This window comes from Celeribacter sp. SCSIO 80838 (assembly GCF_056498065.1).
The window spans coordinates 118,772-144,098 of sequence record NZ_JAZKMA010000002.1; the positions used below are offsets into that span (position 1 = coordinate 118,772).

Here is a 25,327-nt window from a genome sequence, read left to right on the forward strand (position 1 = left end):
ATTTGGCGGTCAGGACCGGGAGCGCGATGCCCCCGGCCCGTTGTTTCGGCCCCACAAGGGGGAGAGGGCCGAATGTCTTAGCCCTGCCATTCGGCGGTGAAATCCGGGTGGGCGTCGAGCCACTCTTTAGTAACGATGGCGGGCATGTCGCGGAGCGAGAATTCGTCGACCCAGTTCGGGACCTCTTTGCCCTCAACCACACTGACCATGGCGTCGAGTGCTGCCATCCCGGCGGAATGCGGAAATTGCACCAGGGTCGCATCAAACGTGCCCGCGCGGATCGCATCCACGGTGATCTGGTTCAAACCACCGCCGATGGTGTAGATGGAGGCAACGTCGATCCCCGCATCCTCAAGCGCAATCTCGGCCCCCATCAAATGCTGGTCGGCGTTCGACAGGATGGCGTCCACATCCGGGTGGGCCTGAAGAATATCCTGCATGGCGACGAGAGAGGCCTCGGGGCTGTAGTTGCCTTCGCCGGTCGCAACAATCTCAATGTTGTCATGCTGGTCGAGGATCTCTTTGAACACATCGTTGCGCAGGTTGTCGAACGGGTAGATCAGCTGACCGATCAGCACGACGACCTTGCAGGGGTCCTTGTCTTCGCAATAGGCGGCAACGGCTTCGGCCTGGGCTTTGGCACCGATTGTCGGATCGAATGCGACGGTGACGGACAGCCCGGGCACTTGCGGCTCCATGTTGGACAGTTCCGGTCCGACCGGGAACAGCGTGGTGCCGACTTTCACACCCTGCGCGATGGCATCTTCGAGGGCGGTGGCGATGCCCACGGTGTCGTTCGGCACAACGATAATCGCGTCGAAACGGCCACCGGCGGTCAGGTCTTCGACCTGGCTGAACTGGGTCGTGGCGGAAAATTCACCGTCGAAAATCTCGGTGTGGACATTGTCGTATTTCGCGGCCGCATCGACGATCCCGGCGTAAATCGCCTGATTGAACCCGTTCTGCGAAGATGCAGCGAGGAAGGCGATGTTGATGTCCTTGGCAAAAGCGTTTTGCGCGGCCAGAGGGGTCAGTGCAGTGCAGAGCACGGCGGCTTTGGTCAGGCTCTTCATTGAGACGTCTCCGTGTTGGTGGCTGGGTTTATTTTTTTTGGGCCAAGGGTCATTTGGCCGGGTTTGGCTTTCGAGGGGTGCTCACGCCCCCTCCATCAGGGGCGCTTGCGGGGTATAATCCGGGAGAAAGGTGACGCGTTCGATGTCACCCAAACGCAGAAGCAGGAAGGCGAGTGTGGCAACCGGCTGCCATTCCAGAGCTTTGGCCACGCGCGCGGGTGTGTAATGCCCCTTCGCGGCCAGAAGATTGACGGTCCCAATGACGCGCCCGTCTGCCACGGCGGGCAGGTTCATATTGGACTCGAAGCCAAGCGCCTGAATTTTTTCCCAGTCAAAGAACACCTCGGCGATTTCTTCGATGGTGAGTGAGGAAAACGGCTTGTTGGCGGCGATCACCGTGTCGAAATAGCGGTTCTGATCGAGGCGTTTGAAATTGCCGACCGGATAGGCGGCAAGGTCCTCGGAAAACACCCGGCGCGACCGCATGTTGTCGAGATCGTAGATCGAGGCGGTCATCAAACCATTGCCGACCTCGCGATTGAGCCCCTCCTGCAAATAGGCGAACACCTTGACGGCGGCATCGGGCCCGGAGACCAGCTCAGAAAGCTTTTGCGCATCGTATGCCATTATGCGGCCTCCCGGTTGTCGCGGACGATGCGCCCGTCTTTGATGACGAGTTTCAACGTCTCCGTCGGACGGCCCAACAGCGTGATGTCAGCGAAAGGATCGCCCTTGACCACGAGCATATTGGCCCGCGCGCCCGGAGCGATGACACCGATCTCGCCTTCGAGCTTGCAAAGCCTTGCCCCGATCTCGGTCGCGGAGCGCAGGATGTCCGCCGGGCTCAGAACCTTGGCCATCAGGCCGAATTCCAACACGCCGTGCTTGCGCAACTGCCCCAGAAGGTCGGTGCCAAAAGCCATCGGCAGCCCCGCCTCTTTCATGATGCGCAGTGACTCGATGCCCTTGGTGCGCACGATCTCAAGCTTGGCCTGCTCCGCAGCCCCCAGCCCCAGCTCCGCGCCTTCAAGCGCCAGCCCTTCATAGGCGGCCAGCGTCGGCACGGCGATGCAGCCCGCCTGAGCCGCAAGCTTCGCGGTGTCCGGTTCGATCAGGTTGCAATGCTCAAGCGATTTGACGCCCAGCTCGACACAACGGCGGATCGCCTTGTCGTGATACACATGCGCCGACACATAGGTGTTGGCGTTTTCCGCCTCTTCCACCATGGCGCGGATTTCATCATTGGAGAACTGGATCGAGTCGATCGGATCGTTCGGCGAAGCGACCCCGCCATTGGCCATGACCTTGATGAATTTTGCGCCTTCTTTTAGCATCTTGCGGCAAATGCGGCGAACATCGTCGACACCATCGACCAGCACACCCATATTGCCGAGCCGCCAGCCCAGCGTGTCCGGGCGCAAATCGGTGCGCGCGCGCAAATCCGTATGCCCGCCGGTCATCGACAGACCCTTGCCGCAGATCACCAAATCCGGCCCGTCGATGAACCCGTCCTCAACGGCCTGCACCAGACCGATGTCGGCCCCGCCCAGATCGCGCACCGTGGTGAAGCCTTCGGACAGCTTCTCCTGCATGATCCGCCCGGCGCGGAACGCCGCGAGGCTGTCGGGCGCGATGACGTTGGACCAGAGATCGAGCGTCCAGGCCACGACGTGGAAATGGCTTTCGATCATCCCCGGCATCAGGGTCTGCCCCTTGACGTCAAGGATCTCGGCACCCTCAGGCGCATCGGCGCCAACCGAGACGATCCGGCCCTTGTCGACCACAACCGTTGTCGGTGCGGTCAGGGCCTCGGCCTCAAGGTCGATGAGGCAGGCGTTGATATAAGCAGTCACAGTCATTTTTTGTCTTTCCAGTGCGATACCAGTGAGGGTCCGGCCCGGTCTCAGACCACGACAAAGCCGTGGGCATAGGGATCGCGGTCGTCGATGAAGATGGTGTTGAACCCGGTTTGGCGCGCCCAGCCGCCGATGGAGGGAATAATCGCATCACGCTCTGCCCCCTCGGCTCCGACCTTGGCGGCGGCTTCAACGCGGCCTTTGAACAGGCTGCCGATGATACTTTCGTGGATAAATTCATCACCCACGTTGAGCCGGCCCTTGGCGGCCCATTGCGCCATGCGTGCAGAGGTGCCGGTGCCGCAGGGCGAGCGGTCGATGGCCTTGTCGCCATAGAACACCGCGTTGCGCGCGGTCGCGCCTTCGACCGTCGGCTTGCCGGTCCACATGATGTGGGACAACCCGCAAATCTCCGGTTTCTCAAGGTGCACGAACTCGTATTTCGCATTGAGTGCGCGGCGCAGCGCCCGGCTCATCTCGATCAGCTCGCCCGCCGTGTAGTCGGCCATATCGTTGAAACAGGCCTGCGGTTCGACGATGGCGTAGAAATTGCCGCCATAGGCCACATCCACCGTGACCTCGCCAAGCGCGTCGATCTCGGCCGTCATGCCTTCGGCGTAAAGAAAGGCGGGAACGTTGGTCAGGCGCACCTCTTCGACAAAGCGGCCTTCCTGACGATATGCGATGGCCACAGGACCGGCAGGCGTATCGAGCATGAGTTTGCCCGGCTCTTTCGGCGTCACCAGACCGTTTTCAATCGCCATGGTCACGGTCCCGATGGTGCCATGCCCGCACATCGGCAGACAGCCGGAGGTCTCGATGAACAACACCGCCACATCGCAATCTGCGCGCGTCGGCGGGTAAAGGATCGAGCCCGACATCATGTCATGCCCGCGCGGCTCGAACATCAGCCCGGTGCGGATCCAGTCGAACTCCCGCAGGAAATGCGCGCGCTTTTCGATCATGTTCGCGCCTTCGAGACGCGGACCGCCCCCCGCCACAAGACGGACAGGGTTGCCACAGGTGTGGCCGTCGATACAGGTGAAAGTGTGATTGCTCATGCTCGATATCCGGCAAATCTGGTGGGACGAAACGGGGTAAGATCGAGGGGCGGCGTGCGCCCGGCGATCAGATCAGCGACCACCCGGGCGGTTCCCGCAGATTGCGTGAGACCCAGGTGGCCATGGCCAAAGGCGAACACCACGGAAGAGGTGTCGGGATGTTCGCCGATGACAGGGAGACTGTCCGGCATGGAGGGACGAAATCCCATCCACTCGGTGCCGCCTTCGGGGTTCAGCCCGGGCAGGAAACGTTTGGCCTTGCTCAAAAGCGCCTTGGCGCGGGCCATATGCGGCGGCAGGTCCATGCCTCCGAGCTCCACCGCGCCACCGACCCGCACGCCTTCGCCGATTTTCGTCACGACAAAGCCGTGATCGGAGAAAGTCAGGTGCGTTTTCAGATCGAAAGCGCCAGCGGGCAGCGTCGTGTTATAACCGCGCTCGGTTTCGAGCGGCAGTTTCAGGCCGAGAGATGTCAAAAGCGGGTTGCCATAGGCCCCTGCGGCCAGCACCACGCGGTCGTAGGTCTCTGTGCCCTCGGCAGAATGCACAATCGCCACCTTCCCGGCCAGTTCGATCCGCGTGACTTCTCTGCGCACGAAACTGGCACCAAAGCGCTGTGCCTCCGCGGCGATGCGTTTGGTCCAAACGGCGGGATCGGTGACGTTCTTCCACTCGGGCGTAAACCCGGCATGGGTAAAGCGCGCATCAATACCGGGCTGGATCTCCGCGATCGCCTCCGCACTCTCCAAAAATTTGAATTTGACACCGGCACGACGACGCTCTTCCCAGCCCTTCTGGCTGGCGTGAAACGCGGCCTCGCCTTCGTAAATCTGCATCTGGCCTTCGGACCGGATCAACCCGGAGAGATCGAGATCGGCCACCAGCGCGTCGAGCGCCTCCTGCGACACACGCATCATCTCCGACTGGGCCTTGAGCGCCGCCGCGTAATGATCACGCCAGCTCGCCCGCCAATAGCGAATGAGCCAAGGGGCGATTTTCAACGCATAAGCGGGCGGCACCGACAGCGGCCCAAGCGGATCGAGCAGCCATTTCGGCGCTTTTTTCATAATGCCGGGGGTCGCGAGCGGGATTACATCGGCAAAAGCGAAGGCCCCCGCATTGCCCTGCGAGGCGCCTGCGGCGACATCGTCGCGATCCACAAGCACCACCTCATGCCCGTCACGCGACAGGGCGAGCGCGGCACTTGCCCCGATGATTCCCGCTCCGATAACGCAAACACGCATGAAGACACGCCCTTTCCCCGATCTGATGCCAAAACGCTAGCACTCTGCATTTGCCTTGTCGACATGAAAAATTTTTAAAAGGGGATGGCGCGGTATTCCCGGTTTATGCAAACATATTTCACGTCGAGCGAAGGACATGTATTTCATGACGAAAGCCAAAGAAAAGAACACCGATCAACCACAGCTAAAACGCGGTTCCGGAGTCACCCATGTGTACGAAACACTGCGAAACGAAATCATTGAGCTGAAACTCGCACCGGGAAACCCGATTGATGAAGTGCAGCTGTCCGAGCGGTTTTCGCTGTCGCGCACCCCGATCCGTGAGGCCCTTGTCCGGCTTGCCGCCGAGGGGCTGATCACCACGCTGACAAACCGTGCCACGATTGTGTCGAATATCGACTTCCTCAATCTTGCCGATTTCTTCGACGCGCTGACGCTGATGTATCGGGTGACCACGCGCCTTGCCGCGCAGAACCACCGCCCCGAGCATATCGCGGGCATTCAGGCGCTTCAGGACGCCTTTGCCCGCACCGTTGAGGACGGCGATGTGCTTGAGATGATCGCCACCAACCGCGACTTCCACATCGCCGTCGCGAGGGCCGGAGGCAATCGCTATTATATCGAGCTGTTCACACGCCTGTTGGACGAAGGCCGCCGGATTTTGCGGCTCTATTATTCCTCGCTCAACGACAAATTGCCGAAGCAATATGTCACCGAACACGAGGACATGATTGCCGCAATCGTCGCCCGCGACGTGGCCCGCGCCGATAAGCTGGCCCGCGCCCATGCCGACCAGATCGTGCGCCAGATCCAGTCTTATATCGCCGCCGACACACGCCCGAACGCGGCCTTGGCGCTCTGACCATCAAGAAAACGCACGTCACAATGACCTTTAAGCAGAGCGGCCCCGCAAGGCCGCTCCTTTTTTGCACAAAACAGCCCTGAAAGCACCTTCAGAACCATCTGAATTTGCATCATTTTTGACGCGGCATTCCTTTTTGGATTTTATTTGTCGACAAAACGTCGGCGCACTGGTATTCCGACATTCGACAAGAGGGGACTCACCCGTGGCACTAGAGAACACGTGAGCGCCCGCGACATATCACAAGACACCGGCAGACGCGCCCGCAGAGGGCCCGCGCCCACAACGGACAATTTGAAAGGACCGCAGATGAGCGACACGATCTTTACCGGCTGCATTCCCGCGCTGATGACCCCCTGCACCGAGGCGCGCGAGCCCGATTACGCCGCACTGGCCCGCAAAGGGCAGGAACTGATCGCAGCAGGCATGTCTGCCGTGGTCTATTGTGGCTCTATGGGAGACTGGCCGCTCTTGACGGACGAGCAGCGCATGAAAGGCGTCGAAGCTCTGGTCGAGGCGGGCGTGCCCGTGATCGTCGGCACTGGCGCGGTCAATACGAAATCCGCCGTTGCCCACGCCGCGCATGCCGCGAAAGTCGGCGCGAAAGGCCTTATGGTCATCCCGCGCGTGCTGTCCCGCGGCCCCTCCGCCGTCGCTCAAAAGGCGCATTTCTCGGCCATTCTCGACGCCGCCAAAGACCTTCCGGCGGTGATTTACAACAGCCCCTATTACGGCTTCGCCACCCGCGCCGATCTGTTCTTCGATCTGCGCGCCTCCTATCCGAACCTGATTGGGTTCAAGGAATTCGGCGGCGCCAAGGATCTAACCTATGCAGCCGAAACCATCACCTCGGGGGATGACGATCTGACCCTCATGGTCGGCGTCGACACGCAGGTGTGCCACGGTTTCATCGACTGCGGCGCGACCGGCGCGATCACCGGCATCGGCAACGCGCTTCCGAAAGAGGTTCTGCACCTCGTAGCACTGAGCGAGAAGGCCGCCAAGGGCGACATCGAGGCCCGCAAAAAGGCCAAAGAGCTGGAAGAGGCGTTGATGGTGCTGTCGACCTTTGACGAAGGCCCGGAGCTTGTGCTGTTCTACAAACGCCTGATGGTTCTGACCGGGGATGCAGAATACGAACTGCATTTCAACGAAACCGACGTTCTGTCGCCAGCGCAAAAGGCCCATGTGGACAGCCAATATGCTCTGTTCCGCACTTGGTACGACGCTTGGGTCTGAGTGCCGATCTCTCAATAATAAATGCAGGCGCATAATGCGCCTGCATTTATTTACACCCCAGCCATTGTTTACGTGTTCGCGAGCCAGTTCCTTGCATACTAAGGTCTGGCCTCGCTTCAGCCAGCACCTGATTGCAAAGATGTGGAGCATGGACAGGAAATTTTCCTTCAACTTCTCGTAGCGCGTTGTCAACCGTCGCATGTCTTTCATTCTGCAAAAGAACCGTTCGACGAGATTGTGCATGGCGTAGAGTTTCGGGTCATGCGGGATGGGCACCTTCGCGTTGGATTTTGAAGGGATGACCGCGACGGCGCCTTCGTCGGCGATGGCCTGCCTGATTGCGGCGCTGCCATAGGCCTTATCCGCAACGATGGCCGAGGGGGCCGCGTCCCAATCCAGAAACGCATCAAACGCCTTGCTGTCATGCGTTTGCCCCCCGTCACATCGATACGCAAAGGACGCCCCAGATCGTCTACGGCGGCGTGAAACTTACTGCCGCGACCGCCGCGTGAGCGTCCAATACCCTGGCAAAGCTCCCCCCCCCTTTGCGCCCGCTGCCGAGCGGTGCGCCTTGACGATGGAGCTATCCACGAAGATCAAAGCGTCTTCGCATGCCGTGGCTAACGCCTCGAATATTCCACGCCATATCCCACGCTCGCCCCACCGGACGTAGCGGTTGCAGACCGTCGTGTGAGGGCCGTATCGTTCCGGAAAGTCTCGCCACGGTGCACCTGTCCGCAGAATATAGAAGATGCCATTGAGCACTTGCCGATCATCCTTGCGCACCGGGCCGCGGCCTCTTGGGGGGAAGCAAGGGCTCGATAACCGCCAACTCGTCGTCGCTCAGATCAAATCCTGCCATCGTCACCGCCTTTGGGGAGGCAGTGAACCAGGCGCCTATAACGGATTCAAGCTATCCGTGAATTGGGTTCAGGCCCTAGTTCCGTAAGGGTAACGCTTGCCTAAGGCAGCGCATAATCATATCGAGACCCTCATCGCCAGAACCCTGCCATTCACAACGATCAATTGGTTTCGGCGTCCAGCCATAGCGCGACTTTCAAATCACCTGCGCTCTGCTTTTGGAACACACCGGTTAATCCTGCCGCACTTTGCGACACTACCCATTTGCGTCATGAAGCGCATCCAGCAGCGCTCCCGAACGGGCGAAACCCTCGTCGCGCATTTCTGACATGACGTAGGAAAAGCCGATCCCCTGAGAGGGCCAGGCACCATGCATCGACCCCCCGGCCCCCGAATGACCAAATGCGTCTGAGGGCGGACCAAAATCACGATCCGCAGTCTGCCGCGCCCAGACAACTCCGTAGGACATAGGGTGCATCAGATATGGATCGAAAAACGACGACAACTCGCGTCGGCCCAGTTCGATCGTTTCGGGGTTAAGGACGCGGACATCGTCGATAGCCCCGCCAGCAGCCATGCAGCCATAGAATCTTGCCATTGAGCGTGCCGTTGAAATGCCGCCCGCGCCCGCGATCTGCGACGCATGGCAGGCGTGCTGATTCCAGATCATGTCGCCGTTGGGAAACAGAGGAGGATTGCCCCAGATCGTCCGGTAGGTTTCGTTGCTTAGCTGTTTCGCCGTTGCTGTCATCATACCAATACCAAGGGAAAGCTGCCCGACGCGATGCTCGTGCTTTGCGGGCAGTCCGATCCAGGTATCGAGCCCGAGCGGTTCGGCAAAAGAATCCTGAAAAAACGCGCCGATCGAGCGACCGTCGACGCGTCGTAACAGACCGCCGCAAAGCCAGCCAATCGTCAGCGCGTGATAGGCCCGGAAGGCATCAGGATCGCGCGAAAGCGGCATCGCGGCCATCCTGTTTTCCATTGCTTCGTGATCGAACATCTGCTGCCCTGACAGGGGTGCGACCACGCCGGGCATCCCCGCCGTATGAGAGACGATATGCCGGACACGAACGTTTTCCTTGTCCTGCGCTGCGAATTCCGGCCAGTACTGGCTGACGGGAGCATCGAGATCCAGCTGCCCCGTTTCGACAAGTTTCAGCATACAGGCGGCCAGCAAGCCCTTGGTGCCGGAAAAGATCACCTGGAGGGTATCGGCACCCCACGACCGTCCTGGCGCGGACATGCCGCCCCAGAGATCGACGATGACCCTGCCATCCCGCATCGCGGCAAAGGCTGCACCCTTGTCGCCTCTTACAGTGAAATTGTGCTCGAAGGCGGTTGCCACGGATTCGTAGCCGGGCGCCACATAGCCACGCGCTGCACAGTTGTCTGAAACCCAGTTTTGTTCGCTCATTTTGCCTCCAATTCCGCCGCGAGACGATAATTCAGCCGACAGTATCAAAAAATAAAGCATATGTATTGACTCAATAAGTATGGCCATATGATCATTTTGATACCCGGCCAGGCCAAGAGAAAAAAACAACACGCCGGGTTCCACGAAGCCCTAATGACGTTCAACAGCAAGGATTTAAGAATGAAACTGAAATTTGGCCTTCTGGCCACGGCCTGTCTGCTCGCCAGCAATACCTCTGCCTTTGCCCAACAAGATATCGAAGTGCTCCACTTTTGGGTCAGCGGAGGAGATGGTAAAGCGGTGCAGGTGCTGGCAGATGCCCTGTCGAAACAAGGCATCACCTGGCGGGATTCTCCGGTGACCAACACGAACAACCTGAACCAAGTTCTGCGCACCCGCGCGATCGCGGGCTCAGCGCCGGGTGCCGCTGCGTTGCACGTATCCGAGGTTGCCCCTTGGGCAGAGCTCGGTCTGGTTGCCGACCTTGCCCCGACCGCTTCGGCCGAGGGCTGGGACGACTTTATCTCGCCGTCACTTCTTGAAGCCATCAAATACGAAGACGGCTATTACGGTGTGCCGGTGAATGTGAACGGCACGAACTGGATGTGGTACAATATGCAGGTGTTCGAGGATCACGGTCTTGAGCCACCGGTCACTTGGGAGGAATTCAAAGACGTCTCGGAGAAGCTGAAAGAGGCAGGCATTATCCCGCTGGCTCTTGGAGGTCAGGATTGGCAGGAAGGCATCTTGTTCGAGGCCGTCGTTGTCGCCGTCGGGGGCGCAGATTTCTATCGACGCGCGTTGATCGAACAAGATGAGGAAGCGCTGCACAGCGATACAATGCACAAGGTTTTCGAAGAATTCCGCAATCTCAACAATCTGGTCGATCCGAATTATCCGGGGCGTGACTGGAATATCACCGCCCAGATGGTGATGCGCGGCGAGGCCGCCATGCAGATCATGGGGACCTATGTGATCGGAGAATTCCGCCTCGCCAATCTGGAGCCGAATGTTGATTACGGCTGCAGCCTGACGCCAGGTTCGGATGGCGCGGTGATTTCGTCGGCGAACGCCTTCTCATTCTTCAACTCGCCAGACCCGGCAGTGCAGGAAGCTCAGAAGATCATGGCAAGCACGATCCTCGATCCGGAAGTTCAGCTGGAATTCTCGGCCCTCGTCGGGTCCCTTCCAGTACGCACTGATGTCAACATTGACAGCCTAGACGCCTGCAGTCGGGCCGGTTTTGGCTACCGCGTTGCTGCTGAAGAAGCCGGCACCGTGCTGCCCGCCGTATCGCATATGGAAGGCACAACTCCGGCGAAAGCGGGCGTGTTTCTCGAACTGGCGCAGACGTTCTTTGAAGACCCCAATATGACCTCCGAGGATGCGATCGAATTTCTCGTGCGCGGCCTGCGCGACGCCAGCTAAGTGAAAGCAGGATCTGCCCGTTCGCCGGGCAGATCCATCAATCGCGCTGGATTTCCAGCAGCATCTTGCGATACCGGATCTGGCTGTTGCGCAGATGGTTTCGCATTGCGGCGCTTGCGGCATCACCATCCCCCATCAAAATCGCCGATACGATTGCCTGATGTTCGGACATCAGCGACGCCTGATACTCGGTGGCATCCGAACCATTGCTGGTTCCGATCATGTGGCGCGGAATTGCGTCATTCCCTGTCATGCGAAGATAATCGGAAAACCGTGGATTGCCGCAGGCGTCGGAAATCGCGAGATGCAGATCAAAGTCGGCCCGCGCGGTCGGCCCGTTGTTTGCCACCTGTTTTTCGAAGTTTTTCATCGCGACCAGAATGGCCTCTTCGTCCGCCGGCGTACGGCGTACGGCAGCATGATAGGCTGCATCGCCTTCGATCGCACAGCGCAATTCGAGGTTCTCTATCACTGACGACAGGCGGTTCGGGTCCGAGTTGGCAAGCCGGGAATCCCGCTTGCGGCCTTCCATGACGTAAACGCCCGATCCCTGCCGCGCCTCAAGGAGGCCCTCAGCACGCAACGTGGCAACAGCTTCGCGTATGACAGTGCGACTGACAGAAAAATCCTTGGTCAATTGAGTTTCTGTTGGGAGCCGGTCGCCTGGCGCGAGATTACCGCTCACGATCTGACTGCGTAGATGGTCGCCAACCTGCGATACCAGTGTCCCCCCTTGTGTGGCAGGTTTCCTTGGCTGGTCGGTTTTTGTCGATAACGTCATGCGTGTGCTGCCTGAACTAAATTCTAGTAATGGGGCATTATGGGTCATCGCATGAAATCTGACCATAGGAAAGATCAAGTGAAAGTGCAAACTATTGAGGGGAAAGCGCACGCTTCCCTTAGCTTTCAAGCTTTTAATGTGCCGTTTTCCTGCGCTTTTGGGACTTGATTTCTTGACAAGCTTTCAGAAAGGTATGATGAATATGTCTTAGATACAAAATCAATAGTATGTATCATCTAGAAATCACATAAGGACACCAATGTATGACCCCCGACGAAATCAAGGTGCGGCTCGGATCCGGGCTGCTTTCATTCCCCGTCACCCACTTTGACGCTGAGGGTCGGTTTGCGGCGGACAGCTACAGCGAACATGTTAGCTGGCTTTCCACTTTCAAGGCGCCCGTTCTTTTCGCGGCAGGTGGAACAGGTGAGTTCTTTTCTCTCGCCCCCTCGGAAATTCCCGAGATCGTGAAGGCGGCGAAAGACGTGTCAGGCGACACTGCAATTGTTGCAGGGTGCGGTTATGGCACGGAAATGGCCGTGCAGATCGCCCGCGCCGCCCAAGAGGCTGGGGCCGAAGGCATTCTTTTGCTGCCCCATTACCTGATCGACGCACCGCAACGCGGCCTCATGACTCATGTCAAAGCGGTCTGCGACTCTGTTGATATCGGTGTTATGGTCTACAATCGCGACAATGCGGTGCTGCAGGCAGATTCTCTTGCGCGCTTGTGTGATGAATGTCCGAATCTGGTCGGCTTCAAGGACGGTACAGGTGATATCGGTCTCGTTCGTCAAATTACGACCAAGATGGGCGACCGGCTCACCTATCTCGGTGGAATGCCCACCGCGGAACTGTTTGCCGAGGCCTATCTCGGCGCAGGCTTCACCACCTATTCTTCGGCGGTGTTTAACTTTGTGCCAGAGCTTGCGAACAGGTTCTACGAAGCACTGCGGTCAGGTGACCGCGCCACCTGTGAGTCGATCCTGTCCTCATTCTTCTATCCGTTCATGGAAATCCGAAACCGCTCTAAGGGCTACGCGGTCTCCGCGATCAAGGCAGGCGTGCGTCTGCGTGGATTTAACGCCGGCCCTGTTCGTCCGCCGCTCGCCGATGTAACTGAGCAGGACGAAGCCGATCTGCAAGCACTGATTGACGCGCATACCGCATAATCAACCGGGCGGCGCCCTGCCCCATACGGCCCGCGCCGCCCGAAACTCGCGAGGCAAAAATGACTGAACAAACTCTATTTGAGCTTGAAGCGCAGGCTAAAACTCTGATCTTCCCGGAGCTTAGTGACAGCATAGCGCTCGCACTCGGCGATGAAATCTATGCAGAAGCACGGGCGCGCGATCTCAAAGTCGCTCTGGGCGTCGATCTGGGCGGTCGGCAAATGTTCCGCCTGTCCATGCCCGGAACATCTGCCGACCACCTGACCTGGGTCGAGCGCAAGTTCAATGCTGTTCGGCGGTTCAGCCGCAGCAGCTTGGAGCTTGAATTGATCCTGCGGGAGGATCCCGATTTTGCGCATTCGCGTGTACTCGACCCTGCGCAATACGTGTTGGTCGGAGGCGCTCTTCCCCTTGTGGCTAATGGTGTTACTATTGGAGCGGCTGGTGTTGCCGGTCTTGCATCCCACGAGGATCACAGCTTGGTCGCAGACTGCATTGGCAGGGTCTTGGCGCGTCTGTGAGAGCAATCCCAAAACATTAAAGGCCAGACGTGAAACTGGCCTTTCTCTTTTAAGCAGCCCGAGAGCTGCGCCCAACCTGCGTCTCGGTGTCAGGCGGCAACATGCTCAACAAGAGACATGTATTTGCGGCTGCAATACGTCAGAGGATCCATGTCCCGCGCCTCGGCCTCGACGATCCGTCCAATGATCAGTGTATGATCTCCTGCAGCGACGACATTCTCGATATGGCATTCCGCTGAAGCGCGGCTGCCGTTAAGAATGGGCGAATTGGTGATTTTGCCTTCGCGCCAATCGATCTGGTCGAATTTGTCGGCGGAGGCCATCGCAAAGTGGCCTGATAGCGGCACTTGCTCGGACGATAGAAAATTCACAGCGAATGACTTCTGATCAAGCAAGCACTTGAGCGTATATTTATTGTTGTCCAGGCACACTGCAAGCAGCGGAGGTTCAAGAGAAACCGACATCACCGCACTCACGGTAAGTCCGACCGGATTGTCATCAGGATCTTTGGTCGTAACGACCGTCACGCCCGAGGGAAAGCCAGAGAATATGCTGCGAAAAATGTCTGGATTCAGCGGCGGCAAGGTGTCGTGTTTCATGTCCATGTTGTGCTCTCCCTTTAGTGCGTACTGCATACAGTACGCGATATCAGAAATGAGTCAACAAAATTCTCTGAGTTGACCTGGAGGCGCTCACCAAAAAGGGCGCCCTGGCTATCCAAGGCGCCCGTTAGGAAATCTATGGGTCCGCGCCTAGCCGAAATACGTTTTGAACGCGTCGATCACATGGCCGGTCGGGCCAAGTCCGTAGATTACGCCGTGCTTATCGATAGTTGTACACGGGTGGCGCAGACCCAGTTCGATAACGTCGCCGACCATAATGCCCACATCTTCGGCGAGGGTCATGAATCCATGCTGGTCGTTTAGTTTTGCAACAAATGTACGGTCGTCGAGCGTGGCCAGCGGCGCGCCATCACGCCAGACGCGCAGCGGCACGGGAAGCCCCTGATCGTCACCCACATCGCGCATACCCATGCCGCAGACAGCGGCGGTGTCGCCGGGCTTGGTCAAGACTTCGGCCCAGAGGCGCAGTGAGGGGCGCATGTTGTCGCGAATGCAGTCGGACACGCTGTCACCAAGCAGATTGCGGTTCGCGATCCAGTCGAGCCGTTGGGCCACCAGCCCATGATCACCAAAGACTGCAGCGCCGCTGCGCATAATGATGCGCAAGGCCGTATCGCGCGCGCGCAGAGCGGCAAGTCCGGAGATCGCATAGTCAAACAAGGCGGAGCCGCCGATAGTCAGAACGATCTCGTCGCCAGGGTCTCGAAGTGCGCGCAGGGCGTCGACCGCATAGGTCACGCGGTCGAGCAATTCGGCCACGAAAGGTGCGCTTTCGTCGGTGTGCGGGCGCATCGCCATGCCTTCATAAGCGGCAATACCGGAAATAACGAACGACGAATTCTCCGCTGCCGCGAGCAAGATGTCGAAGGCTTCATTGCTACCTACGCCGCCGCGGCCCATGCCAACTTCAAGTAGCAACTGTGGGCGGCGCGTGGTCGAATTGCTCCACGCCACTTCCAGCGCCTCGACCCCCTCGGTGGAATCGACAAAGAGCAGGAGATCGGCTTCCGCATGTGCGCGACATAATGCCTCCAGGCGCCGGGCGGCAGCCCGACCGCCAGTTTCATTTGCCAGTATCAGGCGCGCGACGCCCTGGCTGAGCATGACATGTGCCTGACGAATGTCAGCAACGGAAACACCCCAGGCGCCGCGATCTATCATGCGCTGCGCTATAGACGGCGACATCGGCGTCTTGATGTGCGGGGCAATTTCGGTGTCGATCTGCGCGCAAATCGACATGAGAGCATCAAGGTTACGGTCGAAGGTCGGCAGGTCCACGGACAGGAGCGGCAGGTTCATCTCTCCATCCGCCGGCGCCCAGTTCCTCGACGCCAGTTCGCTGGCCTTCAGGCTTGAAGCCGACGAGGGAAATCCCCGACAAGCACCATCCAGAACAAACTGTTCGCTGAGCGTTTTTTCCATTGCTTTCGATCCCGACCCTAATCCCGCAAGTTGCAGTATGCACCCTCTATGATCATATGAATATTGTCAACGCGATCTTTGAAGATGCGCGACGATATATGGGAGAAATTTTTGATTTATTTCTAAAATTCAATGCATTATGTTCGAATTGCCCCATCGAGAACACTCTGGGACTCACAGATAATCTCTAGCGATTGACGCGATTTATCATATGTGTATGATCAGTGCTGGATATGATCGCATCCCGCAGTCGCAAGGGAAATTTGCGGTCGGGGTTTGGTCAGCAAAGTGGAATACAGCATGACGTTCGCGAGCAATGAGTTTGATTTTATTGTCGTAGGAGCCGGGTCCGCCGGTTGCGTGCTGGCAAATCGGTTGTCGGAAGATCCCAACAACAAGGTTCTGTTGCTGGAAGCGGGGCCGAAAGACCGAAATCCGATGATTCATATCCCGATCACGCTGTACAACATTCTCGGCGGCGGGTTGGATTGGTGCTATGAAACCGAGCCTGAGCCGGGCGCCAACGGTCGGCGCCTTGGTGCGCCACGTGGCAAGGTATTGGGCGGATCCTCTTCAATCAACGGCATGATCTATGTGCGCGGGCATGCCGAAGATTATAATGACTGGGAACGTGACGGAGCAACGGGCTGGTCCTATTCTGATGTGGAGCGCTATTTCATCCGGTCGGAGAACTATGCAGGCCCGCCGTCTCAGCAACGGGGGAGCCTCGGCCCGCTTCAGGTGATCAAAGGGCGCTACAAAACACCCTTGTTCGAAGCGTTTATGGAAGCCGGGCGAGAGATGGGGCACCCTATTCTCGAAGATTACAATGCGGGAGATCACGAAGGTTTCTCGTGGGCGCAGTTCACTCAGGACCATAAAAAGGCTCGACGCTGTTCGGCTGCGGTGGCCTATCTGAACCCCGTAAAGAAACGCCCCAATCTGACGATTGTCACCGAGGCGCAGGTCACCGGCCTGACAATGGAGGGACGAAAATGTATGGGCCTGAGCTATCGTCGTGCAGGTGAAACGATCCGCGTTAAGGCGCGAGAGACGATTCTCTCCGCCGGTGCCTACGGTTCGCCGCAACTGCTCATGCTGTCAGGAATCGGTCCGGCTCAGGAACTGCGCGCCCTTGGAATTGACCCTGTTGTCGACTTGCCAGGCGTGGGGAAGAATCTTCAGGAACACTGTGGGTCTGCGGTGCAATTCAGCTGCACAAAGCCGCTGACCTACAATGCTTTTTTCAATCCGATCCGGGGTGCGGTCGCGGTCTGGCAACTGCTGATCGAAAACCGGGGGCCATTCTCGGTGTTCCCGATGTCCACTCATGCCTTCCTGCGCTCTGATGCGGATCAGACCAGGCCCGACCTGCAAGTTCAGTTCTTTCCTGTCAGCAGCGATGATAATGGCGGTCGCGCGACGCGGAACGCCTATGCGATTCAGGTGGGGCATATGCGGCCAAAGTCGCGCGGCGAGGTCACGCTCCGTTCGGCTGATCCCTTTGAGGCCCCGAAGATTTTCCACAACTACCTATCCCACCCCGACGATGAGAAGGCACTGATCAATGGCCTGAGAATTGCGCGTAAGATCAATGCGCAATCGGCCTTCGACGCCTTCACCGGGCCGGAGATCGATCCGGGACCATCGACCGACAGCGACGAAGCGCTTTTGGCGCATATCCGCAAGACACTGGCAAGCCAGTATCACCCATCTGGCAGTTGCAAGATAGGGGGTGACAGCATGGCCGTAGTCACTCCGGAGCTGCGCGTTCACGGGGTCGAGGGATTGCGTATTGCGGATGCCTCCGTAATGCCAACAGTCATCAGCGGCAACACGAATGGCCCGGCCATCATGATCGGTGAAAAGGCATCTGACCTCATTCTCGGCCGCATTTAACCGAGAATTCCGAGCCAAATATAGCTTGACCTGATTGCAGGAGATACCGATGACAGAACTGAGCAACCGCAAGCTAAGGCTTGGCATCGTCGGAGGCGGCAGCCCAACCTCAATCGGGCCCAGCCACATCCGAGCCGCCCGTCTGGATGGCCACTGGAACCTCACCGCAGGCGCGTTTTCACGTGATCTCGCGTCTTGCAGGAGCGCAGCCGCCCAATACCTGATCGATCCCGAGCGCGCCTATGGATCCTATGCCGAAATGGCAAAGCGGGAATCGGAACGAACGGATGGTATCGACGCAGTCACAGTTTGCACTCATGACGAGACCCATTTCGAAATCGTCGAGGCGTTTCTATCCCGCGGCATCCATGTTTTCTGCGACAAGCCTCTGGCGGTTTCTCTGGATCAGGCAAGAAAGCTGGTTGCACTGGCCAAGGCATCAAACCTGATCCTCGCGATCACATATACCTATGCGGGCTATGCGATGGTGTATGGCGCCCGTCAGCTCATCGCGAATGGCGCCATCGGGCGCGTGCTTTCCGTGGATGTCGAATATCTGCATCAGTTTCAGGCGGAATCTTCGCCAAGACAACCCGCGGCCTACGATCCTGCGGCAACTGACCGCCTGAACGTCGTGGCGGCGCTTGGCTCACACGCTTTCCAGATGGCGGAAGCCGTTAGCGGGCTGAAGGTTTGCGAAGTTGCCGCACAGCTCAGCGGCCTGCGAAACACCTTCGATGACCACGCCAATGTCCTGTTGCGTTTTGAGGATGGGCAGCCGGGCAGCCTTCGTACAACGACCGTCTCTTATGGCAATGCAAATGGTTTGGCGTTTCATGTCATCGGCTCCGAGGGCACGGTGTCGTGGCATCAGGAAAACCCCGAGCATCTGCGGCTGTGCCAATCTGGAAAACCCGCGCAGATCCTGTCGCGCGGGGGCCCGGAAGCGCCGGAGATCTGCGCTAGCTACAGCCGGTTGGGCCAGGGTCACCCCGAGGGATATCTTGAGGCCTTTGCGAATATTTATACCGCTGTTGCCCGAGCGATCCGGGGCGGCGCGCATGACCCGGCTGGTGCAGATTATCCGGTCGGTGCGCATGGGCTGCGCGGTGTCGCCTTCATGTCGGCCGCGCTGACCTCGGCGCGGGCGGGCAGTGCCTTCGTCCCGGTGACCGAGTAACTTCTTCCATCAACACTCTGAACGCAAGCGGCAATCTGAAAAGGTTTCGGGCATGACCAAAGATAACCGGCTTATCCTCCATTCAACCGTCGCCTGGTCCTTTCCCCTGCTTGCGGATGTTGCGGTCGCACGGCAGGTCGGGTTTGACGGGATCGACCCTTCCGTGCGCAAGTTGCAGGCCTTTCTGGATGCCGGCTATTCCGAGGCCGAGCTCAGCGCGGCGCTGCGCGATGTCGACATTCCCGGCTTCGGGGTGATCTGCGACATTGAACGCCATGGCGACGACCGGCAGGCGCTTATGGAACACGCACAACAGGTCATCCATCTGGCGACTGTCAGCGGGGCCAAGGGCATTCAGGCGATTCCGGGTCCGGTGGATGTGCGCGCGACCATCGCCCATGTTCAGGGCAAGCCGACCGATCTTTACACAGGCGTTCTCGGTCAGCCTCGTTCGGTACAGATGGACATCCTGTGCGACAACCTCGCCCGGATCTGCGATATGGCCCGCGAACGGGACTTGATCATCTACTTGGAGCCGATGTCATGGACTCCGATCAACAGGCTGGCTGACAACGTCGAGATTATCGAGCGGGTCGGACGCGACAATCTCAAGCTATGTGTGGATTTCTGGCATTGTTTCACCTCCGGTGACCGCCCCGAGAATGTCGCAAAACTGCCCGTGGAGATGCTATACGGCGTTCACGTCTGTGATTCTCTACCGTTTGACGGAGGAGTGCCGGATGAGACGCAGTTGCGAAACCTACGGCTTGGCGATGGGGTCATTGACCTGAAAGAGTGGACGGAGGCGGTCAAATCAACGGGCTATAGCGACTGGTGGAGCTGTGAATTGATGGATCTCCGTCAGCATCAACGCAACGGCTTCGATGTCGCTGCCGAATGCCACCGCTTGTTGCGCGGATTGGTTCACGGTACGACCGTCTAATTTCCAACTTCACCTACCCTCAACAGTTTAGGCTCCGCCATGTTCTTGTCTGTCTTTGACGTCTTCAAAATCGGTATTGGGCCCTCCTCCTCTCATACGATGGGCCCGATGGTGGCCGCGTCGCGCTTTCTCACAGAGCTTGGCGACCGAAACCTGAACATTCCCGGTGCCGGAAAACTGCATCGCCTAGGAGCATCCTTGCACGGCTCGCTTGCCTTTACTGGCAAAGGCCACGCAACGGACCGCGCGGTGGTGTTGGGCTTCTGCGGCCTTTCACCCGAGACGCTCGACCCGGCCGCTCTCGAAGAAATCGAAGCACAGGTGCGGCGTGAGAAATGCGTCCATCTTCCAACCCTCGGCACTTTGCAATTCGATCCCGAGACAGATCTTGTGTTTGATTACGGCCCGCCACTTGAAGGCCATGCCAACGGGCTGATCCTGAGTGCCTATGATGCTCAGGGGAACACCTATCAAAGGCGTACCTACTATTCCGTGGGAGGTGGCTTCGTGCTCACCGCAGAGGAATTGAACGCCCAGAAGAACAACCGTCGTTCCCTGCATGACGAGAAGGCCTCTTACGATTTCCCATATCCGTTCGGCACTGCGAATGAGATGCTCGCCATGGGGTTACAATCTGGCAAGTCGATTGCCGAGATGAAGCGTGCGAACGAGCGCAAGGTTCACGGTCACAGGCTGGAACCGGACCTGGATCGAATCATTCAGGTCATGAACGATTGTATCGACCGAGGTTTGTCGCAAGACGGCATCCTGCCCGGTGGCCTAAAGGTCAAGCGCCGCGCCAAATCCATCCATGAATCGCTCAAGGCCGAACAGGGTCTCAACATCACAGCACCCCATGTCGCGAACGACTGGATGAGCGTCTATGCCATGGCGGTGAACGAGGAAAACGCGGCAGGCGGCCGGGTTGTGACCTCCCCCACCAACGGAGCGGCGGGCGTGGTCCCGGCGGTGATGCGCTACTACCGCGCGCATTGCCAGGGTGCGACGGATGCCAAGCTCAAGGATTTCCTCTTGGTCGCCGCCGCCATCGGCGGATTGATCAAGCACAATGCCTCGATCTCCGGCGCCGAGGTCGGTTGTCAGGGCGAAGTGGGCTCTGCCGCCGCCATGGCCGCAGGCGCGCTTTGCGCCGTGTTGGGCGGGACCAACGAACAGGTGGAGAATGCCGCCGAGATCGCGCTCGAACATCATCTCGGCATGACCTGCGACCCGGCCGCCGGGCTGGTGCAAGTCCCGTGTATCGAACGCAATGCGCTTGGTGCGATCAAGGCGGTGTCGGCCGCCTCGCTGTCGCTCAGAGGTGACGGCAGTCATTTCATGCCGCTGGACAATTGCATTCAGGTGATGCTCGAGACCGGGCAGGACATGAATCTCAAATACAAGGAAACCTCCACCGGCGGCATCGCGGTCAACCTGCCGGAGTGCTGAGAAGATATGAAGCGCAAACGATAAAAGGGCTTCCACCCGGGTCGCCAATTTTGGAGCTTCAACATATGCGCGGTTCGCGCGCTCCAGTTCTTCATCATTGCCTCTCAATTGGCTCGCGATTAAGCGAGTCGCAAGATCGGAGAGCCGCGCGACGTGGAATTGGTCAGTTGCCATCCCGCCATATTGCTTGCGTCTGCGGGAATGCGAACCTATCGGATCGTATCCACACGTGCTGCGCCTTGACCGAAAGGCTCCTCAGCTTCGTGATGCTTTCGTCTTGCAACGCTATCGCTTTAGGTGCGAAATTCGCCGCAAATATATGGGAATGATTACTCGGCGCGCGAAATAGAAACCTGAGTTTTCGGTAAGTTCACAAGGTCTTGGATGTCTGAGATAACGTCGTGCCACTCATCTTCTTCGATCTGTAAAAGTTTAAAGAAACGAAGCATAAAGACTCCCTCCACCGCAAAGAACGCTAGCCTTGCGCGTCTGCCTTGCTCAGTTTGACCAGCCACTGAACTTTCATCCAGCTACGATTTGAGCCCGGTTGATATTTACGCCATCCGGCGCGGGTTGAGCAATCGCCCGACGCGCGGAGCTTTCATCTCGCGCAGCGGGGCGGGCGATTGCGGTGGTCAGTGTCTGCGCGTAGTCAGCCGGGGTCTGGTAATCCAAAGCTGAATGCGGGCGTTCGGTGTTGTAGTCGGTGGCCCAGGTCGAGATCACGACGCGGGCATGAGCCAGGTTGCGGAACATGGTCTCATTGAGCAGCTCGTCGCGCATCCGCCCGTTGAAGCTCTCCACGAAACCATTCTGCATCGGTTTGCCGGGTGCGATGTAGTGCCATTCGATCCGGTGCTCGGAACACCACCGCAGGATGGCGTTAGAGGTCAGTTCCGTGCCGTTGTCGCTCACAATCATTCCGGGTTTTCCACGGCGTTCGATTAGGGCCGAGAGTTCACGGGCAACACGCCGCCCCGAGATGGAGGTATCCGGGATCGCGGCGAGACACTCACGGGTGACGTCGTCGACCACGTTGAACACCCGGAAGCGCTGTCCATTCGCGAATTGGTCGTGAACGAAATCCAGCGACCAGCGCGCATTGGGGCGGACCTCGACCAGGATCGGGGCCCGTGTTCCCACGGCTTTGCGCCGTGCCCGCCGCTTGCGCACTGTCAGTCCCTCCTCGCGGTAGAGCCGATAGATCCGATTGATGCCGGAAGGCTCGCCCTCGCGGCGCAACAGCACGAAGAGCCGCCGGTAGCCGAACCGACGTCGCTCATTGGCCAACTCGCGCAGCCTGCCACGTAGCACAGTGTCAGGCACACGCTGCGATCGGTAGCGAACCATCTTGCGATCGGCTCCGGCTATCCGGCACGCCCGCCGTTCCGACAGCCCGAACCGGGCCTTCAGATGCGCGACCGCCTCGCGCTTCACGGCAGGCGTCACCACTTTTTTGAAACCAGCTCTTTCATCGCGGCGAGGTCCAGCATCTGCTCGGCAAGCAGCTTCTTCAACTTCGCGTTCTCATCTTCGAGCGCTTTCAGCCGCTTGGCCTCCGACACTGTCATGCCGCCGAACTTGGCTTTCCAGTTATAGAAAGTGCCCTCCGACATGCCGTGCTTGCGGCACAGGTCTGCGCACTTCGCCCCTGCCTCATGCTCCGTCAGGATACCGATGATCTGTTCGTCCGTAAATCTCGTTCGTTTCATTGTCCGTCCTCATGTTGGGTCGGACTCTAATCGATGGTGGAGGAAAAATCCCGTGGCAGGTCACCGGCTACCAGAGGGACAGAACGCATGATGCACTACGCCTTCTGCTTTCGAAATATATCGCTCAAGGCTTGCAGAAGTGGCTCAAGACGTTTCCAGACGCATTCTTCGCTGAGCTTGATAGACTATACGGGAATGACACAAGCCACGGCAAAAGGCCGCAATATTATGGTCGCTTCATTAACAAGTATGTCTACGAGCCAATCGAAAATGGGTATGTGAAACGTGAGCTTGATAAACTCAATATCACTGACGATGGAAAACGCCGTGCGCATTTTCACAGATGGCTAAACGACGAGGGCCGAAACATGCTCATTCACCAAATTGGCCGCGTCCAGGGACTAATGGAAATGTGCCAAGACATTGAACACTTTAAGGTAGCCGCAAAAAAACAAAGGAATGTGTCAATCGCTCCCTATCTGTTCGATGATATGAACAGAATTATTGAGTGAGAACATCACCAGAACTTTTGCACTAGACTCGGCTGTCTGTGATTCTGTAACTTGATGAAGACGGCTACCGTCACCTCTACGCACCATAAGTCCTCTGATACGGGGCGGAGGCGCGTGGTGCGCCTTCGGAGAGTTGGGCTGCTTCCCAACAATCCGCATAGGAGATGCCAAGGTGGCAGATTGCAAATGGCCGAAACCGGTGAGCGTTTGCTCATATAGCCGGTTTCGGTTTGGAAAATGGGAACGTGTAGTGGATCACTGCCGTTCGTATCCGTCTCGTTAACGGGTTGCAGCCCTAGAGACTTGTAAGAGGATTGGTAGCCGTCACGTCTTCACTAAACCTTATCTGAACATGGAATCTAGTGTCCAGAAAATCTCACTAGCCAAAATCTCCAATTGGCATATGGCTAGTTAAATATATAGGCCCCCTAAATATCACCCATTCCTTCATCGAATGTTTCGAGCAAGTCCACCATCCGTGTAACGACGCGCTCAGCAGAGGGCTTGCGTTGAAGAATGCCCGGTACTTCGATCATGATCGCAATCACCTCATCGGTCAGCGGGCGTTTGCCGGAAAACAGGTATGCTTCCAGCAATCCGGCGAACCCCTCACGATCCAGCTTTTCTTCTGTGCAAATCGTTTGGAACGCCGCTTAGCGCTTTTCTGCCCAGAACTCTTCGAACGTCGCAGTTGTTTGTTCGGCACTTTTCATGGTCGGCAGGTAGGCCGTGATGAACTCTTCAATCAACTCGCGCTTGCTGCGCAGAGAAGCGCGGATACTGATCGAACAATGGCGCATCCATTACAACACCATCAGGCCCCATAGCGCCTTGGGATACCGTCCACCCGCCCCGGAAAGCCTCGTCCCGATGGACCCAAGACCCACGATGCACTAACAATCAAACTGGAGCACCGAATGGGGGCACTCCAGCTCTGCGTTGAGAAGGCCCTCGTCTTTCGGCGTCGCCACCAAGTTCAGCATCAGATGCCCTTGGGCATGTCATGCTCACGTCGACAACGGCATGACCCGTAAGGCGCTCATCTTGGCAGGTATGAAACAGCAGGTCCCTTCGAGGTTCTCTGCATGAACGGAACGGCAGCGGTCGTTTTGGAATTTGGGCGTCGCGACATCTCAATCGGCCCGCCCTTCAGCGAGCCGAAATATCAAAAAATGGATGAGGGATTACTCGAAATGCGCCTGGAACCAATCAACGGTCACGGGCGCCAATTCAGTCTCCACGATGTCTTTTGAAGTTCCCCAGCCCCAATCGTGATCACTGTTGATCTTGATGAGGGCTTCTTCACCCTTGTGATAATCAAGCAGGATCTGCCCAGCCGCAGGCTGTGGCGTCACAATGGTTTCCTGAAGTCCAACAACGACGGCAAGAGGCCCGCCATAAGATGCGATTGCTCCCGCCGGATCGACCGTCACCAGATCGTGGAAGAAGCTCGCATTCAATGTGGTCTCGCCTCCCCAGGACAGCGCCGCAGTAAAGGGCGTCTCAGGTGCTGCTGTCAATGCCGTTTCCACGGTCTCCGCACCCAGCAGACCTGCATAGGTCCGCAGCGGATTGGTCACAGGCGCCCATAGCATGGTTGCGGCCGCCTCCGGTCGCGCACCGGCCAAATGCGCACCGACGAGACCACCCTGACTATAGCCAAGAATACCGATCTGTCCGGTGTCGACATCTTCGCGTGCCTGGAGATGATCGAACGCCGCCAGAGCATCCGCAATCTGCCCGCTGAACGTTGTTTCCGACCAGTTTCCGGTGCTTTCCCCTGAACCGGCAAAGTCGATTCGGAGGGAAGCTATTCCAACTTCCGCGAGTTTGTCGGCAAGAAAGACAAAAAGCTCCGTATTGTCTTCGGGCGTTGCGAACTCTTGGCGCTGGCCTGTAAACCCGTGCAACATCAGTACGACGGGCGGACGCGCGCTGTCTTCGGGCAGGTTGAGAGTTGCAGCGAGTGTGTTGTTTCCACTCGCGATCTGGATATCCGTTTCTCCGGCCAGAACCGGAGACGCAATGCAGAACGCAAGTGCGGCAAGACTAAATTTCATTTGTTTTCTCCTGTT

At 58.1% G+C, this 25,327-nt stretch carries 23 protein-coding genes and 3 pseudogenes; 11 read left to right on the forward strand and 15 right to left on the reverse strand.

The window, feature by feature from the left end; genetic code table 11:
• Positions 1-77: 77 nt before the first annotated feature.
• The 5 genes from V1475_RS19215 to V1475_RS19235 form a co-directional block, all read right to left on the reverse strand.
• Positions 78-1,073: a sugar ABC transporter substrate-binding protein gene (locus V1475_RS19215; protein WP_479414097.1), complete on the reverse strand. Its 996-nt coding sequence runs from the start codon at positions 1,071-1,073 to the stop codon at positions 78-80.
• A gap of 81 nt (positions 1,074-1,154) precedes the next feature.
• Positions 1,155-1,700, reverse strand: a complete 546-nt coding sequence (locus V1475_RS19220) for a hypothetical protein (RefSeq protein WP_479414098.1) — start codon at positions 1,698-1,700, stop codon at positions 1,155-1,157.
• Entirely contained in the window at positions 1,700-2,932 is a 1,233-nt protein-coding gene (locus V1475_RS19225; RefSeq protein WP_479414099.1) for a metal-dependent hydrolase family protein, read from the reverse strand. Before V1475_RS19225 ends, V1475_RS19220 begins: the two co-directional genes overlap by 1 nt.
• Positions 2,933-2,976: 44 nt before the next feature.
• Positions 2,977-3,990, reverse strand: coding sequence for a 4-hydroxyproline epimerase (locus tag V1475_RS19230; RefSeq protein ID WP_479414100.1), 1,014 nt, complete (start codon positions 3,988-3,990; stop codon positions 2,977-2,979).
• Positions 3,987-5,234, reverse strand: coding sequence for an NAD(P)/FAD-dependent oxidoreductase (locus V1475_RS19235; protein WP_479414101.1), 1,248 nt, complete (start codon positions 5,232-5,234; stop codon positions 3,987-3,989). The genes V1475_RS19230 and V1475_RS19235 overlap by 4 nt, the downstream gene beginning before the upstream one ends.
• A 145-nt stretch (positions 5,235-5,379) precedes the next feature.
• On the opposite strand from V1475_RS19235, the gene V1475_RS19240 reads away from it, so the two are divergent.
• Both V1475_RS19240 and V1475_RS19245 read left to right on the forward strand, forming a co-directional pair.
• Entirely contained in the window at positions 5,380-6,096 is a 717-nt protein-coding gene (locus V1475_RS19240) for a GntR family transcriptional regulator (RefSeq protein ID WP_479414102.1), read from the forward strand.
• A gap of 309 nt (positions 6,097-6,405) precedes the next feature.
• Positions 6,406-7,335, forward strand: a complete 930-nt coding sequence (locus V1475_RS19245) for a dihydrodipicolinate synthase family protein (RefSeq protein WP_479414103.1) — start codon at positions 6,406-6,408, stop codon at positions 7,333-7,335.
• A 126-nt stretch (positions 7,336-7,461) separates the two neighbouring features.
• Here the strand turns inward: V1475_RS19245 and V1475_RS19250 are convergent.
• The 3 genes and pseudogenes from V1475_RS19250 to V1475_RS19260 form a co-directional block, all read right to left on the reverse strand.
• Positions 7,462-7,791, reverse strand: a pseudogene (locus V1475_RS19250) (transposase); the annotation flags it as partial.
• Between the two features lie 33 nt (positions 7,792-7,824).
• Positions 7,825-8,157 (reverse strand): annotated as a pseudogene (locus V1475_RS19255) (transposase); the annotation flags it as partial.
• A gap of 295 nt (positions 8,158-8,452) precedes the next feature.
• The gene (locus tag V1475_RS19260; protein ID WP_479414104.1) at positions 8,453-9,745 is read right to left on the reverse strand and encodes a serine hydrolase domain-containing protein; all 1,293 of its coding nucleotides are present in this window, start codon (positions 9,743-9,745) and stop codon (positions 8,453-8,455) included.
• A gap of 48 nt (positions 9,746-9,793) precedes the next feature.
• Here V1475_RS19260 and V1475_RS19265 point away from each other — a divergent pair, with 48 nt between their 5' ends.
• Positions 9,794-11,041, forward strand: a complete 1,248-nt coding sequence (locus V1475_RS19265; RefSeq protein WP_479414105.1) for an ABC transporter substrate-binding protein — start codon at positions 9,794-9,796, stop codon at positions 11,039-11,041.
• A 37-nt stretch (positions 11,042-11,078) separates the two neighbouring features.
• On the opposite strand, the gene V1475_RS19270 is transcribed toward V1475_RS19265, so the two are convergent.
• Positions 11,079-11,822 (reverse strand): FadR/GntR family transcriptional regulator, encoded by a 744-nt coding sequence (locus tag V1475_RS19270; protein WP_479414106.1) that lies wholly within the window; start codon positions 11,820-11,822, stop codon positions 11,079-11,081.
• Positions 11,823-12,085: 263 nt separating this feature from the next.
• Between V1475_RS19270 and kdgD the strand changes: the two genes are divergently transcribed.
• Complete coding sequence (kdgD, locus tag V1475_RS19275) at positions 12,086-12,991, forward strand: 5-dehydro-4-deoxyglucarate dehydratase (protein ID WP_479414107.1); 906 nt, start codon at positions 12,086-12,088, stop codon at positions 12,989-12,991.
• Positions 12,992-13,050: 59 nt separating this feature from the next.
• Positions 13,051-13,512 (forward strand): heme-binding protein, encoded by a 462-nt coding sequence (locus tag V1475_RS19280; protein WP_479414108.1) that lies wholly within the window; start codon positions 13,051-13,053, stop codon positions 13,510-13,512.
• An 89-nt stretch (positions 13,513-13,601) separates the two neighbouring features.
• Here V1475_RS19280 and V1475_RS19285 read toward each other — a convergent pair whose 3' ends face one another.
• Positions 13,602-14,117: a flavin reductase family protein gene (locus V1475_RS19285; protein WP_479414109.1), complete on the reverse strand. Its 516-nt coding sequence runs from the start codon at positions 14,115-14,117 to the stop codon at positions 13,602-13,604.
• Between the two features lie 147 nt (positions 14,118-14,264).
• On the reverse strand, positions 14,265-15,557 hold the full coding sequence (locus tag V1475_RS19290) for an alanine racemase (RefSeq protein ID WP_479414110.1): 1,293 nt from the start codon (positions 15,555-15,557) through the stop codon (positions 14,265-14,267).
• Between the two features lie 300 nt (positions 15,558-15,857).
• Here V1475_RS19290 and V1475_RS19295 point away from each other — a divergent pair, with 300 nt between their 5' ends.
• From V1475_RS19295 to V1475_RS19310, 4 genes are read left to right on the forward strand one after another with little or no spacing between them, the layout of a single operon-like run.
• Positions 15,858-17,456 carry a GMC family oxidoreductase gene (locus tag V1475_RS19295; protein ID WP_479414111.1) on the forward strand — a complete coding sequence of 533 codons (1,599 nt, stop codon included), beginning with the start codon at positions 15,858-15,860 and terminating at the stop codon, positions 17,454-17,456.
• 49 nt (positions 17,457-17,505) lie between these two features.
• Positions 17,506-18,636 (forward strand): Gfo/Idh/MocA family protein, encoded by a 1,131-nt coding sequence (locus V1475_RS19300; RefSeq protein WP_479414112.1) that lies wholly within the window; start codon positions 17,506-17,508, stop codon positions 18,634-18,636.
• A 52-nt stretch (positions 18,637-18,688) separates the two neighbouring features.
• Positions 18,689-19,579: a sugar phosphate isomerase/epimerase family protein gene (locus V1475_RS19305; RefSeq protein WP_479414113.1), complete on the forward strand. Its 891-nt coding sequence runs from the start codon at positions 18,689-18,691 to the stop codon at positions 19,577-19,579.
• 39 nt (positions 19,580-19,618) lie between these two features.
• Positions 19,619-21,028 carry an L-serine ammonia-lyase gene (locus tag V1475_RS19310; protein ID WP_479414114.1) on the forward strand — a complete coding sequence of 470 codons (1,410 nt, stop codon included), beginning with the start codon at positions 19,619-19,621 and terminating at the stop codon, positions 21,026-21,028.
• Between the two features lie 522 nt (positions 21,029-21,550).
• Here the strand turns inward: V1475_RS19310 and V1475_RS19315 are convergent.
• Positions 21,551-22,740 (reverse strand): IS3 family transposase gene (locus V1475_RS19315; protein ID WP_479413147.1). Its coding sequence is split into 2 segments (ribosomal slippage): positions 21,551-22,488 and positions 22,488-22,740, totalling 1,191 coding nucleotides; the frame shifts between segments, so codons are not numbered across the junction.
• A gap of 11 nt (positions 22,741-22,751) precedes the next feature.
• On the opposite strand from V1475_RS19315, the gene V1475_RS19320 reads away from it, so the two are divergent.
• The gene (locus tag V1475_RS19320) at positions 22,752-23,252 is read left to right on the forward strand and encodes a P63C domain-containing protein (protein ID WP_479414115.1); all 501 of its coding nucleotides are present in this window, start codon (positions 22,752-22,754) and stop codon (positions 23,250-23,252) included.
• A 428-nt stretch (positions 23,253-23,680) separates the two neighbouring features.
• Here the strand turns inward: V1475_RS19320 and V1475_RS19325 are convergent, their stop codons facing one another.
• Positions 23,681-23,848 (reverse strand): hypothetical protein, encoded by a 168-nt coding sequence (locus tag V1475_RS19325; RefSeq protein ID WP_479414116.1) that lies wholly within the window; start codon positions 23,846-23,848, stop codon positions 23,681-23,683.
• Between the two features lie 57 nt (positions 23,849-23,905).
• Complete coding sequence (locus V1475_RS19330; RefSeq protein ID WP_479414117.1) at positions 23,906-24,052, reverse strand: type I restriction endonuclease subunit R, EcoR124 family; 147 nt, start codon at positions 24,050-24,052, stop codon at positions 23,906-23,908.
• Between V1475_RS19330 and V1475_RS19335 the strand changes: the two are divergent.
• Positions 24,018-24,149 (forward strand): annotated as a pseudogene (locus tag V1475_RS19335) (integrase core domain-containing protein); the annotation flags it as partial. The gene V1475_RS19330 and the pseudogene V1475_RS19335 sit on opposite strands and share 35 nt — an antisense overlap.
• A 287-nt stretch (positions 24,150-24,436) precedes the next feature.
• Here V1475_RS19335 and V1475_RS19340 read toward each other — a convergent pair.
• Positions 24,437-25,312 (reverse strand): alpha/beta hydrolase, encoded by an 876-nt coding sequence (locus tag V1475_RS19340; RefSeq protein WP_479414118.1) that lies wholly within the window; start codon positions 25,310-25,312, stop codon positions 24,437-24,439.
• Positions 25,313-25,327 lie beyond the last annotated feature (15 nt).